Origin of the sequence: uncultured Bacteroides sp. (assembly GCF_958445495.1) — a bacterium.
Lineage (GTDB): Bacteria > Bacteroidota > Bacteroidia > Bacteroidales > Bacteroidaceae > Bacteroides.
In genome coordinates this window covers 55,774-72,666 of sequence record NZ_CAUCSQ010000007.1, presented here as the reverse complement: position 1 = coordinate 72,666, position 16,893 = coordinate 55,774, and the positions used below count along the sequence as shown (strand labels likewise).

Genomic DNA, 16,893 nt, shown 5'->3' with positions numbered 1-16,893 from the left:
TCCATATATCTTTATTCCTTGTTTTTCCATATTCCGCAATCCGGAATCAATCGGTGACGGAGAGGCTCAAAGGTCCGAGCAGTCCTGCCGGAAGCAACTCCTTTTCCGCGCTGCGGTATTTCGCATTCGTCCAGATTCCGTCAAAAGGCGCTTTGCCTTCATCGGCTCCCCTGAGGGCATTCGCCCACGTGTTAGCCACTTCAATCTCAAGTTCATTCGCTCCTTTTTTCAAGGCTGCGGTAATATCGGCGCGGTAAGGCGCCGTCCAGACCGTGCCGCAATCCGTGCCATTGACACGGACGGAAGCGACGTTATATATCCTGCCCAGATTCAGGTAAACCGGTCGCCCCTTCTCCTGCCCGCCTTTCCAATGGAATACGGTCTTGTAAACGGCAGTTCCCGAATAATAACGAATCCGTTCATCCTCTTCCTTGCTCCAGTCGAACAAAACTTTCCGGGTCACCGTCTTTCCGTTAGCGGGGAAAACGACGGTGTATTCTTCCGGTTCCAGAGCGATATTCCGAACCTTTCCGGCACAGCTTTTCTTCTTTCCTGACGATTTTTGCGAATCATCCCCGCCGGTTTCTTCCGTGAGAAAAACGACAAATACGGATTCATTGGGGGCAAGCGTCAGGGTTACTTCCGTGCGGTTACCTTTTCGCTCGTAACGGGGACGGGCATCCGTCTCGCCCGTAACGGGATTCCAGCATTCCGGACTGCCTTCGCTGACGCGCATGCTGGCGGTGAATGTACGTGTCTCTTCCCTCTGGTTGGCTATGAAATAGATATCCCCCGACTCGCCGCGGCGATGTGTCCAGGCAATATCCTCCGGTACAATCAAATCACGTTCCAACCCGTATGCCGAAAAGTCCTCCTCCGTATAAGGGACGGCAGGGACTAACACGCCGGCATTCTTCAATTCGTTTATCTTTTGCCTTACCTCAGGCGAAAGTTCCGCCGGTTCAGGATTCATCGGACGGGGAAGCGGCAATACCAATACTTTGTAACTCGCTCCGCCCGGCAACACCATCCTGCCGTTCTCCGCTTTTGCCAGACGCAGCAGAGCATCCTTGTTGAAACTGTCATAGGCATATCCGCGGAGCGGATTCACCCACTTTTCGGGGTCCGCCATATTGGCGGAATGCGTAACGCCTACCGGACGTACACGCAAGGGTTGGCCTTCGTTTGCCAGGCGGACGCGCTCGCTTTCCACCCGTTCCGCACCGAAGATTCCCGGCAATGAGGGAACCAGCCGTTCCGGCAATATCGAACGCCTCGGCATTTCTTCGCCTGTAAAGACGGCTATATCCGTTACCGGATGCCCGTATTGCAGCAAGGATTGGCAACGGGCGGCATATTCGGACAAGGCTTTCGCGCCTTTGTCCCACCAGGTCTGGTCCCGTTGGAAAAAGAGTCCGATGCCGTCCAGCGTCATGCCGGGCTTACGTTCCAACCAAGGGTTGTGTACATATACATGGTAGAAGAGGCGGTTGATTCCCAATGCATAATTGCGGTCCAGCAATGTTTTCAGCATTCCGGGATGTTCGTCCCATATTCCGCGCACCTCGGTGAACCCTTCCGCCTGAATGATATTTTTTCCATAGATATGCGCTCCGCTGACGGCATCCAGCATATCGTTCGGCTTGTCGTGCGTGGGGCTGTTCAGCCAGAATTCGCCCATCGGCAAATCGACTTTCCGGTAGTGCGCCAAACCGTCACTCACCATTGTCGGCGCCACACATTCTGCCGAGAACCGGCAACCGTACTCTTTGGCGCAATCGGCCAACACCTGATAAAAGACATCTACTACCAGCTCCGCAACCGTCGTACGGACATCCCGCAGGATTTGTTCGCTCCGTTCCGCGCTTTCCATCGGGATACCCGCCAGCAAAGGCAGATAAGGCATCAGGTCATAGCCGCGGCGTTTCCGGAACTCCGCCGCAAAATTGCCGTTCCAATTCTGGCTGCCGCATTCCCAACTGTCCACGTGCATATATTTCAATACCCGGTGAGCGACTTCGGGATTAGTCCTGACAAACGCCTGTTTGAACCAGTTGTCAAACTGTTTGCGGACAGTTTTCGGATTGAACTTGTCACATTCCAGCCCTTTCCCGCCTCCGGCAGTCGCATTCGTGTGCCCGGTAGCCGTGTGCCCCATGCGGAGCAGTTTCCATCTTCCTTCGGGAAGGGTGGCGGTCAATGCCTTCTCTCCGGTATCGCCTCCCGGAACATGGCGGTATTGCCCCGTCAGGTCGATAACCTGCGAGAGCGAATAGCAGTCCTCTTTTCCCACCTCTTCCTCTTTGGTGGATTGGGCGACCCGCCACACCAGTCCGGCTTTTCCCTCCCATTGGTTCAAACGGGCCTCCCGGTGCAGGCACAATTGTTTTATCTTCAAGTTGGGTTTCCATTTCGCAGCATCCATATCCTCGCTTCCCGGTTCGCTCCCGTCGGGCGTCCAATAGAAACGGAAATAACGGGCGGTAGTGGCGGGAATGCTGTGGGTCGAATTCTCATCCGTGTTTTGCCATCCCTGACGGGCGGGAACCAACTGTTTCACAAACCGATAATTCACGCCGTCCTCGCTCGCCGTCACTTTCAGCCGGTGCGCCTGGTAATTATTGCCGTTCAAAACGATTTCCACGTTCCGGCAGGTAAAAGGCTGTTCGTATTCATACTGGATGTAACACGGGTATGAAGAACGGATTACCCCCGCTGTATCCATATTCACAGTTTTGGAAGGGTTGATGTCGCCTGCCGTCGCCAGGTTCACACAGGTAATCCTTGCCGGCATCTCGTCCGCTCCTTCTTCTTTCACGGGCAAAGCGAACAACGCGATATCCTCATAATAGTCCTCATAGGCTTCCGGTTGCGGCAGACGCAATTCCCTCACTTTTCCCCCGTCCACAATCGTATCGCTCCATACCACCTTTTGCATGGATTCTTCCGGAGTAATCCAAGGGCCTCCCGCCAATGCGAAACCGTCACAGATATGCATTCCCAGCTTCAATCCCAGACGGTCTGCCTCTTCCATGCTGAAACGTACCATCTCCCACCATTCAGGAGTCAACTGCTGTGCCTTGCCGCCATACTGCGCCCCCTCGCGGAGACCTTTAATCGGCATCAGGTAAGCGCCTCCGAGCCCAGCCTGTTTCATCGCCTCCAAATCGGCGGTAATCCCCTCTTTGGACACGGCGCCGTACATCCAGTACCAGAATGTCCAGGGTTTGGCTTCTTCGGAAGGGTTCAAGAACTGTTCGCGGAGTGAACGCGCGTGTTGCGCACCGGCAGGCGCCGTCAGCGTCCATGCCGATAATAAAATCATAACTATTCGTTGTTTCAGCCGGTTTTTCATTCCAATCTGCATTTATTCTATAAAGGAAGACGGGAAAAAGGCTGTTTTGTACTCACCCGGCAATGCGACAGCCCGCGTCGTTTTCCCTTATCCGGAAAAATGACGCGGGCTGCCGCGGTGATATCCGTTACCTGCACGGGGAAACGCTATCCGTTCATTACCTGATTATCTCTTTAATTTTCAACAACAGCCGGGGATTGCTCGGACGGGCGGAAGTGCCGTAATCGATAATCTGCCCTTTCCTGTTTATCAGCACGTAATGGGGCAATCCGGTAATCTTCCATTGTTTGGCAATCTTCCGGTAATTCTCCACTCCCATGTAATCGGCCGCATATATGCATTCGATACCGCAGTTTCTCATCGAATACTTGTCCAGGCATTTTTCCCAGTTTTTCTTGCCTCTGTCATTCCCGGAACAGATAGAGTAAATAGCCAAATCTTCCGTCGGATACCCGGCCCGCAACTTCTTCAAAGGTTCCATTTCGGCAAGGCAAGGCAGGCAACTCGTCGCCCAGAAATCAATATAGATGACTTTTCCCCGGTTTTCTTCAAGTATCCTGTACATACTGTCCATATAAGGTATCGGGACCGGATTGCCCGAATCCCCGTTATATTTGCCATACAACAGGTTGTCGGAAACAGATTGCGGATTTTGCAGGAACGCTCCGGTCTGCCGGTACATCTGCGCTATGCGTCCCCGCAAATGAGGCATCTTCACGATTGAGTCGAACTGCGGACGCTTCGTTGAAAAAGCAAGGGTATCATTGGCATCCAGGCTGTTGGCGGTAACTTTCGCATACAAGTACTGGTTCAGCTCGTTCTCGCCTATCTCGGACATTATATCCTCTATCGCGGGAAACGCCTTGTTTTTAAGAATCATTCCTAAAGGTATATACTCCTCCACCCAGTCCGCTACGTCAAACAGGCGTGCCGACAATATCCCGGTTTTATAAAGCCGGTTGATTTCGGGCAATAACGCGCGATATCTCGTAAACTCCTTTCTCGTCCGGTGTTGGCATTGGGCGGCGTAAATCAGGAGAGCGCAATAATAATCCTGTTTCAACAGCTCTTCCGTGAACAGGACGACATCCTGCGAAGGTTTGAATTTCTGCAGGTATTCCGTCCTGCGTTCCAAACGCATCTTGTATTCCTTTTTCAGTTCCGCCTCGAAGTCCCCGACACTCGAATCGTGACTGATACCATAATCGCGCATGTAATAATACCCGCTTTCCGTGAAAGCCAGTATCCCCCGGTTCAACTTTTCCGCATCGCCCGCCACCTTGGGATGGAACATGTCTTTGAAATCAATCTCCACATACAGGCTGTCACCCGGATGCACATACAGATGTTCCGCATAGTTGCGGATGGAAACTTCCCGGATTCTGGCATAAACCGGGAAAGTGAAATAAAAAGAACCGTCTTCCTGAAGGGGAGCGATGTATTGGTTTTCCATCCCTTTGAAGAAAGGAATGACAAGCGTCAGCTCCTTTTCCTGAGGATAAAATTCCCGGTTCACGACTTTGCCTGTTATGACAACCTCTTCGGCATATTCTTCCGGGAAATCATAGGCGGCTTCCATTCCGCCGGTATCCGGCTGGAAGTCGCCCTGGGTTTTCTGCCGGCATCCGGCAAACAATATAAGTACCGGCAAAAGGACTAATGAAATGTTTTTCATCCTCATCAGGGTGTTTGGAGAGTTAATAAACGGTTATTCTGCGAATATAGGCATTAAATTCCGCATTCTGCCTGGCAACCTGTTAAATAACCCTTTAAAAACGACCGCCGGAGGATGAAAACGACAGGCGCCCGGCTACTCGAACCGGAAGACGATGCGTCCCGCCTGCGTGCCGTCCACCCATTTCGGCTGTGAAGAAGGACCGCACAAATCCGTCGCATTCACTTTGTTGCGGACGGGAGGAATGACATTCAGCACGGAGATTCCGCTTTCCGGAAGCGTGTAGAGCAGGCGGTCGCGGCCGTCACGGGGCTGGTAGACCCCGATATAAGAATCCGGAGTTTCGTTTGTCAGGCTGATTGTCCCTTCCTTGGTACGGATATTCATCCAGGAAACATCGCCGAAGTACCCCTTGAATTCGGGATACGTGAAGGTTTCCCCCGGAACAGCGTCGTTATAGTCATTTTCCCAGACATCGTATTGAGTACCGTGGATGCGGTTCTGCCACACACGGTAGGGTCCCGCTCCCAGCCAGCGTTTGCCGGTTACCAGCTCCTCCGGATAGTCGAAACGGATACCCATCAAATCCACTACGCCGGAAAAATTGTAAGCATAATCAAGTATCGCCGTCCCGTCCGGCGTGATTGTCCATCGGGCGCTGTCCAAATTCCCCAGTCTGTAACTTGCCGTAACAACCAGGTTTTCTCCGTCCTCTTTCACATCGAGCCCGGTAAACACGGCGGCGTCGGGAAACTCGCTGTAAGTACGGTCTTTTTCTTTTGCTTTCTCGTCGTCATGGTTATAGAACTGGTCCAAAGAACGGTCTGCACGACGGGCGCCGATAAAGCGGGGACCGTTGGCGAAACTGATTTTCCGGCCGTTGACCGATACACCTTTGAGCTGCCCGTCTTTTTTAGAAAAAACGAAAGTGCGGCCGCCGGCATTTACGGACAAATCGTTTTCAGTTTCCGCATAAGCCGGGCGGGCGGACGACGCGGAAGCCTGTCCTGCCTGCTTGCCGGGTTTGTCTACCGGAAATGTCCAACGCCAAAGCTCATGCCCGTATTTGTCCGCAACCGTCAGGAAAAGAGCGTCCGCATCGGGCAAAATAGTAGTTCGGATATCCACTACGCCGGCAGAATGGGCGGGTACGTCGCTTCCCTGCACTTCCCCCTCCTTCAACACTTGGGCAACCGCATCGGAAGCGTCCGTCGCCGAAGGAAATTTCACCTGTTTCCAGAAGAAACGGCAAGTGTTCAGGTTCAGATAATCGTACCGGTTTTCTACGGAGAACCGCCCGTCGAACCCTCTGTCGATGGAAGTATCCGTTATCTGTACCGGGCTCCATAACTGCTTGACGGTATAGTAGCTGCCCTCCTTTTCATGGTGTGGCCCCACGATACCGTCCGCACCGTAATTTCCCTGGTTGTCGATGAATCCGTCCATATCCACACGCTTCACTCCCTCGTCTGCCAATACCCAGAGGAAACCTCCGATGCAACGGGGGTGTTTGCGCATCATTTCCCAGTAGTCGTACAAACCGGCTCCGTGGCCACCGTCATACAAGCCGTGCAGAAATTCCGTAGGCATGAAGATTTCCGGCAGACGCATGTAGTTCTGGCTTTCCCCGTAAGAACGGTAATGCATGGTCTCGAAACCGGAGAAATTGCCTTGCGGATGGATAACCGGACGTTTCTGCAAGTCATATTTATGAAACTCCCCGTCCAGTTCGGTATTCCATCCTTTTTCATTGCCGTTGCTCCACCAGATAACGGACGGATGGTTCACGTCCCGTTCCACCATTCCTTCGATTAAACGCACTCCGGTGGGCGTATCGTACTTGCCGTGCCAGCCTCCCAGCTCATTCATCACATAAAGTCCCAAAGAATCGCAAGCCTCCAGAAATTCCGGGTCGGCAGGATAATGGCTCAGGCGGACGGAATTCATGTTCATGCTCTTTATCAGGAGGACGTCCTCAATATTTTTCGCCTTGCTCAAAGTACGGCCGCTTTCAGGGCGGAAACTGTGGCGGTTGACGCCGCGCACGTTGATGCGCACCCCGTTTATGTAAAGCCCGTCGCTCCGGCGCACTTCAATGGTACGGAAACCGAACTTCTCGGTTTCACGGTGCAGCACCTTGCCGTTTTTGTCCAGCAAGGAGAAATATGCCTTGTAAAGATTCGGCGTTTCAGCCGTCCATAAAGCCGGGTCGGAAACGTTCATCCGCAAGGAAGTCCAATCCCCGCCTGCCTTTACCGGAACAGTCGTTTCAGCGAGTTTTTTACCTTTGCCGTCCCGAATCTCTGCACGGATGCTCATGCCTTCATTGGAAATGTTCGTATGGCAGTTTGCCAGGAAAGAACCGTCCATCCGCGCGTCGATAGCGACATGCCGCAGATTGACGGCGGGTTTCACCTCCAGAAACACCGGACGGAAGATACCTCCGAAGTTCCAATAATCCGCACGGCGTTCGGCAAGGTTCACGCTCGCATTCCCGCTTTCCTTGGCTACCGTCACTTCCAGCAAGTTCTTTTTGCCGTATTTCAGGAAATCCGTGATATTGTATGAAAAACGGTAGAAAGCTCCTTCATGTTTCGTGCCTGCCTTACGCCCGTTCACCTTTACTTCCGTATCCGTCATGGAAGCCTCGAACACAAGGTTCACCTGCTTGCCGCGAAACCTTTCGGGAACTTCAAATTCATACTTATACATGCCCTTTTCATCTGCAACGCCTTCCGGAAACGGTTTGCCGTAGAAAGTGATTCCATACTGGTAAGTGCCGAAACCCTGTAACTCCCAACAGGAAGGAACGCCGATTTTCGTCCATTTGCCGGAGTTGCGTCCACCGGTACAGAAGAAATCCCATTCTACCATATCGTCGCATCCGCGGCCTGAAAGATATTGCCGTTCCGTCTGCGGGAAATCCTGGGCGTTCAAGGCGGTTGCCAACGCTAAAGTCGATAATAATGCGGTTACTTTTTTCATTGTTACTTTTATTATTGTGTCATCTGTCATATTCATTTCCATTCCGTTACCTGCCACTTATACGTATGTGAAGGGTATGCTCTTTTTTCTCAATCGCATATTTCTTCAACACGCCCGGCCCGCAACTGCTGTTCCCCAATCCGAGTACGGCGGCGTCCATGCTCAGGACGACTTCCGCGCGCGGCTTCAAATCACAGTCGTGCGTCTCGTTGTACAAATCCCCGGCGGTATAATGCAGGGCGGATGCGGAAAACACGTTCCCTACCGCATCGACACGAATCCCTTTGCCCCGCTTGTCCGTCAGCATGAGGTAGCGGACCTCTTCCTTGTTCCCGCTGTCTTGCGGGCGCGGGTAATGCACATACTGTTCCGCTACCGTTCCTTTCCAGAGCCCCACGGCGGCGGATGTCTTCCTGTCGGGGTAATTCTCCTGCGGTCCTCTGCCGTACCAGGTAAACGTACGGTAAGCGGGCGCCAGGCAGAACGCAATTCCCAGACGGGGCAGCTCCGGAAGTTCTCCCTGCAGGAGGAAAGTCGTTTCCAAGTCTATCGTTCCGTCCGCGGTAACCGTGTAAACGGCAACCGTCACCACTTTTCCTTCCTTATATAGATTGCTTGTCCGGGTCCGGACGATTACCGCTCCATCCTTGCGCACTTCATGACTGAAAGATTCGGGACAAATCCGCGGGGTGTCCATCCCGTGCGATTTCCAATCTTTAGCCAGCCAGTTTCCGAAACTCTTATCATTGTCCGTCGGAGCGCGGAAAACCTGTGTCAGGGGTTGGACGGGAAAGTCTTCCGGGTCCGCCAGCATTTCTCTTCCTCCATACACCAGTGAAACCATGCCTTCGGCTGTCTTTTTCTTCCACCGGACAGAAAAACCGCGCCCGGAGACGGAGAGGGTTTCCTCGTTCTCCTCTATCTCCAATGTCCCTTTATTGACTAAACCGGAAGGCGCCAAATCCCCTTCCTGCAAACAGAACTGTTCCCACGCCACCTCGTGCCCGGCTTTTGCCCAAGGAGTATCCGAACGCAGGACAACACTCACTTTCAGCCGGCAATCGGCAGCAGTCCCCACTGTTCTTTTTCCGTTTTTTCCCTTCAAAGAAAGGTTAGCTTCCAATGACGGGAAAGCGGGCAAGCCGATTGTCCTGCTCTTGCCCGGAGCTATCTCCGGCAAGGCGAGCTCACCCTCTTCTTCCGGCTTTCCGTCAACGGACACCGTCCATAAACAACGGTACTGCGACATGCCGGTATGATGGTTCCGGTTGGTTATTTTCAGCCTGCCGTCTTCCATCTCCAGCCCGACCGGCGCATATACCTTCTTCACCTCCCAGTACTTGGGAGTAGTCTCGCGGCCGCTCATCAGCAAACCGTTGAAGCAGAAAGCTTTCAGGTTCGGCTTGTCGCCGAAATCGCCTCCGTAAGCCACCATTGTGCGGCCGTCGGGCAATGTCTTGTAAATTCCCTGGTCCACCCAGTCCCAGATAAAACCGCCCAGCATACGGGGATGGCTGTATATCTCGTCCCAGTATTCCTTGAAATTGCCCAATGCGTTTCCCATGGAATGGGCATATTCGCTCGTCATCACCGGACGGTCGTCGCCGGCGCGTTCCGCGATTTCCAGCAACCTTTCCCAACGCGCGTTCTCGGCGCGCTCTTTATCTTCTCCCCCGGCGATGCCCGGATTCAGGTATTCCTGTTTGACACGTGTATAAAAGCGGCTGATTACGTCCACCGTTTCCGGGTCGGGATTGCCGTCCGTTCCCTGCGCCCCTTCGTAATGAACGGGACGGGTCGGGTCAAAGTCATGCAACCAGGCAGAGATAGCGGCGAAATTCGGTCCGTAACCGCTCTCATTCCCCATACTCCAGATAACGATGCAAGGATAGTTCTTATCGCGTTCCGCCATGCGTACCGCACGGTCCATGAATGCGGCATGCCAGTCGGGAGTGCTCGCCAGCGTGCCGCGAAGCCCGTGTTCCTCGATATTCGCCTCGTCCATCACATACAGTCCCAGGCTGTCGCACAATTCATACCAGCGGCTCACGTTCGGATAATGGCTGGTACGCACGGCGTTGATATTCGCCCGTTTCATCAGCAGGATGTCTTGAAGCATCCGTTCCTCGCTGACGACACGTGCCGTCCGGGGGTCGTGCTCGTGCCGGTTCACCCCGCGAAAACGAATCGGGCTGCCGTTAACCAGCAATTGCCCTCCTTTAATCTCCACGGAGCGGAAACCCACGGACTGTTCCACCTGTTCGACGGTTTTCCCTCCGGCATCTTGCAACGCCAGATGAAGTTTGTACAAATAAGGCGTCTCCGCCGTCCATTTCACCGGCGATTTCACGGTCACAGACATGCGTCCCATTTTCCGCGGACCGCGTTGCGGATACCATTCGTTCATCCGGGCCGCCTTGTGTTCCAAATCAAGAATCTCTTCCACATCCCCCTTCAGCACGGCGATTTCCTTACCGGAAGCATCCTTCAAGGTTCCCCGCAAGCTATATCCCTTACCTGTCATCCCCCTGTACACGTTGAATTGCGGGTCTACCTGCAAAACAAAATCCCGGTAATCTCCGGCCTGTGCAGGAAGGGTACGCACCGTATAATCACGGATACGGATATCCGGCGTATGTATCAGGTGAATGCTGCGGTGAATCCCCCCGAAACGCCAGAAATCCTGGTCTTCCAGATAAGAGCCGTCGCTGTACCGGTAGACTTCCAGCGCGACCCGGTTCTCTCCGGGTTGCAGGTAACGGGTGACATTGAATTCACTCGCCTCCATGCTGCCTTGGCTGTATCCCACCCGCTCGCCGTTTATCCAGACGTAAAAGGCACTCATCACCCCCTCGAAACGCAAGAAAGTCTGTCCTTCCGCCTCCCATCCCGCCGGCAAAACGAACGTGCGGCGGTATTGCCCCACCGGATTCCGTTCCTTGTACGTCGTATAACCGGCTTTCGGCTCTCCCGTCACCCTGGGAGGGTCTATCTTGAACGGATAACCCGCCGACACATAAATCGGCGTACCGTACCCGTTTATTTCCCAATTGGCGGGAACCTCGAAATCCGTCCAGCCTCCGTCGTCAAAATCCGTCCGGTAAAAATCCGGGATTCTTTCCTCCGGCACGGGCGTCCACCGGAACTTCCAAGTCCCGTCCAGGCTCAGGGAGCAGTCGCCCTTCCGTACGGAATAAGGCGTGAAAGCGGCCCTCGCCGGCTCGCGGTTAATCTGGAGGACATGATGGTTTTCCCAATCACGGGCTGTCTGCGCCGATGCGGCATAAACCGCCAGCGCTCCGAACACTAAAGCGTATATTTTCATTTTTCCAGTCTTCTTCATACCGGGAAGACGGCCGGGAAACTATTTTGTACCCTTTTTCTTTTCAGAATTATCGATTGTTAATGATAGAAACAAAGGCGGTCGAATCAAAATAAACACATAGCAGAATTGCAAATTTGAGCAAAGCGTAGCGAATTAGCTGAAACAGCGTTTGTTACGCTTTGTTTCTATATGGGGCAGAGCCAACGAAATGCCACCTCGAAGCCAAACGGTGCAAGAGAATATATAGAAAGGGGCGGTAACCACCGCAGCCGCCAACATAGCCGAGAGCGTCGGTTCTCTTTTCGGCAGTAACAAGGGCAAGCCGTTGGAATACGCAGGAGAACTCTATTCGGAGGGACACAAGCAGAAATTCAAGACCGAAAAGGCTGGGGTTCAAGTGCTGAAAGACCCGACGGACGGAACGAAATTGGTTCTTAGTATCGACAAGCTGCGGCAGAACATACACCGACCTATGTAGTCGCAAAGGAAAGATAGGGGGATTTAAGGAGGAATAGATGAATAATTAGCTGTATATCAATCCATTAAAATCAAGATTCTCAATTTGTTGTTTATTTATATAGCACAAATCGGTAAAAATGGTATCTTTGCACTTGATATAATAGATTTTGTATAAAATGGCTAAAAATAAACTTGTAGTTCCATTTCTGAAATGGGTTGGAGGAAAAAGACAACTTATACCAGAAATTAAAAAGATGTTACCCAAGGGGGTAGCGAATCGTCCCTACTATGAACCATTCATAGGAGGAGGAGCTTTACTTTTCGATTTACAACCTAAACGAGCTGTTATAAATGATTATAATGAAGAACTGATCAATGTTTATATAGTCATAAGAGATAATCCAAATGAACTTATTGAAGATTTGAAAAAACATAAAAATACATCAGAATATTTTTATGAAATTCGAGCCATAGATAGGCAGCCTTTTTTTAATAATCTTACAAATATTGAAAGAGCTTCACGAATTATATATCTCAATAAAACTTGCTATAATGGATTATATAGGGTTAATAATGCTGGAGAATTTAATTCTCCATTTGGAAAATATAAAAATCCTAATATAATTAACGAACCTGTAATTAAAGCTGTAAGCAAATATTTAAATTCTGCCCAAATTCAAATATCAAATGGAGATTATGAGGCAATTCTAAGAGATATACCAACAAACTCATTTGTGTATTTAGATCCACCGTATCATCCTATCTCTGAAAGTTCTAATTTTACAGGATACGTGCAAGGTGGATGGAATGAGAGAGATCAACTTAGACTAAGAGATATTTGTAACAGATTGAATGATAACGGTATTAAATTTCTTTTATCAAATTCAGCCTCTAATTTCATAAAAGAAATTTATTCCGATTATAATATTCATATAGTGCATGCAAATCGTGCTGTAAACTCTGATTCTTCTAAGAGAGGACAAGTAGATGAATTTTTAATTAGCAATTATGAGTAAATCTAAAAACGATATAGCATGGGAGAAAATATTCGAGAAGTATCGTATCTTAGATAGACTTGCAAATAACGAGCGAGTATCAATATCTTCAATAGATATCAACCAGTTTCGGGAAGCTCGCTTAATGACAAAGTTTGATCATCGTTCTCAACTTCCTAAATTGTTTATTGATCATAAGTTGTCAATTTTACCTACATCCAGAGGTACATATGAAATTGGCACATTTGAAACTTTTTGTGATTTTAACAAAGAAGATGTAGGGATAACCACTATTGACTTTCCAACTTTTTTGGAAAGTATAGATTATAAAGATATTACAAGTGAATCAATTGCAATAAACTGTACTTTTGTATCTAAGATACTGCATGACTTTACAGGTGAAGAAAATTTGTTACCTACAGTTTGTGGACGAATGAGTTCTTCTTTGTTTGATTTTACAATTAATTCAGGGAAAAATAGTTTCAAAATAAATGTAGAGAATTCACAAATAGAAATAGATGGAGGGTATGAAGGAGATAATTCCCTAAACTTGATTGAAGCAAAGAATTATATTTCTGATGATTTTTTGATCAGACAATTATATTATCCATATAGGCTATGGAGTAATAGGATCACGAAACGTGTTCGTCCAATCTTTCTTACATACTCAAATGGAATTTTCCATTTGAGGGAATATGAATTTACTACACCTAACTTATATAATTCTATCCGCTTACTACAGCATAAAAAATATGCAGTTCAAGAAGGAACAATTAATATAGAGAATATACAAAATATTTTGAACGATATTCAGGTTGTCATAGAACCTGAACTGCCATTTCCTCAAGCTGATAGTTTTGAGCGTGTAATTAATCTTTGTGAATTATTGAAACAAAGAGGATTTATCAGTAAGGATGATATTACTCGAAATTATGACTTTGACCATAGGCAAACTGACTACTATTCAAATGCGGCAAAGTATTTAGGTCTCATAGAGACTATTCGAGAGAATCAACAAATCGGATGTACTTTAACTCAAGATGGTTTTCGTATATTTAATTTGCCCATTGTAGAACGGCAATTAGAATTTGTGAAACTTATACTATCACATACTGTATTTCAAAACACTCTGAAGCTATATTTTGATAAAGGGAATGTCCCAACAAAAGATGAAGTGGTTGAAATAATGAAAAATGCTAAACTATATAATATTGATTCAGATCAAACATATAAACGAAGAGCATCAACTATAATTTCTTGGATCAATTGGATTTTAGGATTAATAGAGTAGTCATTAATACGGAACATTACACGGTGTCAAAAACTTGTAGATATATTACTTTTAGGTTGAAATATAGACCCCCGATTTCGCCGGGCATGACTTTCATTCTTTCTTTTACTAGTACCTTAGATAAATGGCAATAACTAATCATGTATCCTCCGTGGTAGATGGTGACGTATTTTCCGGCACTCTTACTTGTAGAAACCTTTACCACCTTCACCCGCCATCATGGCATATACCCGTTCATTTTTAGCCTGCAAGTCCACACCGTTATGCTGCCGCTTCTTTCCCGTAAACGGTTCTTTGCGAATACCAAAAGGTGAGTTGACCACCATCTTATCCAACGGATAGAATACGCTCAGATACCTGTCTATCCATAAGGCACGTATTTTCTCAAGCTGCCTATCCGGGTTTACCGAGGGAGTAGCTTTTTTGTTACCGTTTTCTGTTTCCGCACTATCCGATACACTATTCACCATGTACGTAAACCTGTCATTTAAAATATCATGGAACTGCGCACCGACATGAAACGCACAACATGACAAAAGGAGAATCATATAAAATGTTTTCATACCCCAAAGATAGGACGAAAAGACAATCTGCAGGCCGGGGTATATGCCGTAACTACCTAGATTATAACATCCGGTAAGGAATCATACCTAAATATCATACTCTGAAAAGAGACAGGAGAACTGATTAAATCTCCTTGGAACCAAGCCACAAAGGTTCGTCTTTCCAGTTTGAAGGAAAGCCCATAGCTTGGATGCCTGCCATTGGAAAAACTACCAAAAGCTGTTGTAAAGTAAGTATTCGGTAAACTCCCCGAAGCAGTCTAAATGAAGATGTAGCACTCTGTCCATTTAAGTCGCTCAAATAGGTAAAAAATGCGTTGATGGGTGATTTAAGTCCTCCAAGTAAGGACAACATTGCATTTGAAAGGTTGGCATTTAAAACCTATTGGAAGCTTTCAGATTATCCGGTAGTAGTTCCGCCAAGTCTGTTGAGTAGTCATAATCATGGATATGAGAAAGTAGAACAGCCATGTACGGAAGTCTACACCGGCAGATTTACAGCAACCGAAGAACGAGTAGAGTACCACAGCGTCTTCTGCAGCGTCATGATTACCACAAAATAAATAGTTTTTGCATTCGCCCTATAGCGTGCGGACGCTTATGTTGTGAACGACAAAAGCGTCCAATAGGTTGTGCTCATATTACTATTTTCCAGTACCTCCCAAACACTGCCACACTTAGCATGTCGATTTCATTGGCATAAATGAAAGACTATAGGCCTCAAATACCCGTATCTATGGGGAGGTTGTCTGGGAAGAAGGGACTGTAAAGCACCGTGCGCTTCAAAACCTGAAGTTGACCGTCCTTCACGAATTCTTCACCCCGCTCAGATAAATGTTTTACCATAACCTCACGCATGGTAAGGAGTTGTGAACGATATTTCTTTTCATCCGCTACATTGCGTAACTCATGAGGATCTTTTGTCAAATCGAACAGTTCTTCCTCGCCTGTATGGAAACGCCAGATATACTTTATCTTTCCGTCTGTCAATGCACACCAATAATTGTCTGCGCTGTAGCAGGTGGCATGTTCCAGATCGATGTATTTGCGCCAATTCGCGACACCATCTTTCATCAAATCTGCCAAAGACTGTCCGTCCATATCATTGGGAACCGTACCGCCAGCCATATCAATGAATGTGGGCAACAGGTCGCGCAACTCCACCGGTTCCTGCCGCTTGCTCCCCTTCTCGAAAGCGTAGCCGGCAGGCCACTTCACTATACATGGCACATGTACTGAACCTTCATAAGGATACGTCTTGCGCCAATGATAATGGTCACCCAGCATGTCACCATGATCCGAAATATAACAAATCAGTGCATTGTCGTACATGCCTTGTTCTTTCAGTGTTTGTATCACCTTGCCAATTTCTTCGTCCACAAAAGTTATGTTGGCATAATAATGGCGACGCGAATTTTTGGCATATTCATCACCGAAATTTCCGAATGCTGCGTCCGAATCGGCGTTGGCGGCATCTCGATAGGTGGCATAATCTTTATCCTTGCACCATTCACCTACGTAGGGCGCAGGTACATCCCTGCCCTTGTATAAGCCCATCAAACGCCGAGATGGATCGTAAGGACTGTGTGGCCGCGCAAAAGAAACTTTCAAGAATAGGGGCTTCCCATTGCCTTTCTTGTAATTACGAATCAATTCACAGGCAGTTTCACCGGTCCAAGCGGTGGGGTGCAGCGCCTCCGGTAGTTTGTAGAGGGTAGCTCCGTGTGCATTCCAACCGATACCCGTGGAATCCGGATTCAGGCCAGGGGCATGTATCTGGAACCACAGCCGGTAATCACTGATGAAATCTGAACTCTCCACCCGACCGCTTTCATCGACCAAAGTGCCGTGAAAACCATGAAGCGCCTTTTGCGGAAACCAGTGCATCTTTCCGATGCCGAAAGTATAGTAGCCCAAATCGCGTAACATCTGCGGCATCTCGTAACGATAATCGCTACCTATCCGGCCATACCCTAACATACCGTGATGCCACGGAGAGAGTCCTGTCAACAATCCCGCGCGTGCGGGTGTGCTGCTCGGTGTCGAGGAATAGGCATTCATAAATAAGGTACCTTCTGCTGCCAGAGCATCCATATTCGGGGTTATCACAGAGGGATTCCCCATGCAATGCATGGCGTCGCCACGATGCTGGTCGGACATGATTAAGATAATGTGTGGCTGTTGCTGTGCCAACGTCTGTAAATTGGATGCCATTGTTCCGGTGGCAGCCAGTAGCGAAGTGCTC

Annotated in this window: 9 protein-coding genes and 2 pseudogenes; 3 read left to right on the top strand and 8 right to left on the bottom strand. The window is 49.0% G+C overall.

All coding sequences use genetic code 11. The features are described 5' to 3' along the window. Positions 1 to 46 precede the first annotated feature (46 nt). From Q5076_RS04025 to Q5076_RS04010, 4 genes are all read right to left on the bottom strand, one after another. Positions 47 to 3,355: a glycosyl hydrolase gene (locus Q5076_RS04025; RefSeq protein WP_303011020.1), complete on the bottom strand. Its 3,309-nt coding sequence runs from the start codon at positions 3,353 to 3,355 to the stop codon at positions 47 to 49. Between the two features lie 157 nt (positions 3,356 to 3,512). Next, a complete protein-coding gene (locus Q5076_RS04020; RefSeq protein WP_303011018.1) occupies positions 3,513 to 5,030 on the bottom strand; it encodes a TlpA disulfide reductase family protein in 1,518 nt (505 codons plus the stop codon). A gap of 135 nt (positions 5,031 to 5,165) precedes the next feature. Beyond that, on the bottom strand, positions 5,166 to 8,015 hold the full coding sequence (locus Q5076_RS04015) for a glycoside hydrolase family 2 TIM barrel-domain containing protein (protein WP_303011016.1): 2,850 nt from the start codon (positions 8,013 to 8,015) through the stop codon (positions 5,166 to 5,168). A gap of 46 nt (positions 8,016 to 8,061) precedes the next feature. Then, positions 8,062 to 11,358, bottom strand: a complete 3,297-nt coding sequence (locus tag Q5076_RS04010) for a glycoside hydrolase family 2 TIM barrel-domain containing protein (protein WP_368389373.1) — start codon at positions 11,356 to 11,358, stop codon at positions 8,062 to 8,064. A 229-nt stretch (positions 11,359 to 11,587) separates the two neighbouring features. Here Q5076_RS04010 and Q5076_RS04005 point away from each other — a divergent pair. From Q5076_RS04005 to Q5076_RS03995, 3 genes and pseudogenes are all read left to right on the top strand, one after another. Then, positions 11,588 to 11,818, top strand: a pseudogene (locus Q5076_RS04005) (hypothetical protein); the annotation flags it as partial. Between the two features lie 157 nt (positions 11,819 to 11,975). After that, the gene (locus tag Q5076_RS04000; RefSeq protein WP_303011012.1) at positions 11,976 to 12,815 is read left to right on the top strand and encodes a DNA adenine methylase; all 840 of its coding nucleotides are present in this window, start codon (positions 11,976 to 11,978) and stop codon (positions 12,813 to 12,815) included. Next, positions 12,808 to 14,085 (top strand): transcriptional regulator, encoded by a 1,278-nt coding sequence (locus Q5076_RS03995; RefSeq protein WP_303011010.1) that lies wholly within the window; start codon positions 12,808 to 12,810, stop codon positions 14,083 to 14,085. Before Q5076_RS04000 ends, Q5076_RS03995 begins: the two co-directional genes overlap by 8 nt. Before the next feature lie 16 nt (positions 14,086 to 14,101). Here the strand turns inward: Q5076_RS03995 and Q5076_RS17880 are convergent, their stop codons facing one another. The 4 genes and pseudogenes from Q5076_RS17880 to Q5076_RS03980 form a co-directional block, all read right to left on the bottom strand. After that, on the bottom strand, positions 14,102 to 14,290 hold the full coding sequence (locus tag Q5076_RS17880; RefSeq protein ID WP_368389372.1) for a hypothetical protein: 189 nt from the start codon (positions 14,288 to 14,290) through the stop codon (positions 14,102 to 14,104). Beyond that, positions 14,268 to 14,648, bottom strand: a complete 381-nt coding sequence (locus tag Q5076_RS03990) for a hypothetical protein (protein WP_303011009.1) — start codon at positions 14,646 to 14,648, stop codon at positions 14,268 to 14,270. Before Q5076_RS03990 ends, Q5076_RS17880 begins: the two co-directional genes overlap by 23 nt. A gap of 375 nt (positions 14,649 to 15,023) precedes the next feature. After that, positions 15,024 to 15,245: pseudogene (locus Q5076_RS03985) on the bottom strand (IS66 family transposase); the annotation flags it as partial. A gap of 123 nt (positions 15,246 to 15,368) precedes the next feature. Then, the gene (locus Q5076_RS03980; protein WP_303011093.1) at positions 15,369 to 16,862 is read right to left on the bottom strand and encodes an arylsulfatase; all 1,494 of its coding nucleotides are present in this window, start codon (positions 16,860 to 16,862) and stop codon (positions 15,369 to 15,371) included. Positions 16,863 to 16,893: the final 31 nt, after the last annotated feature.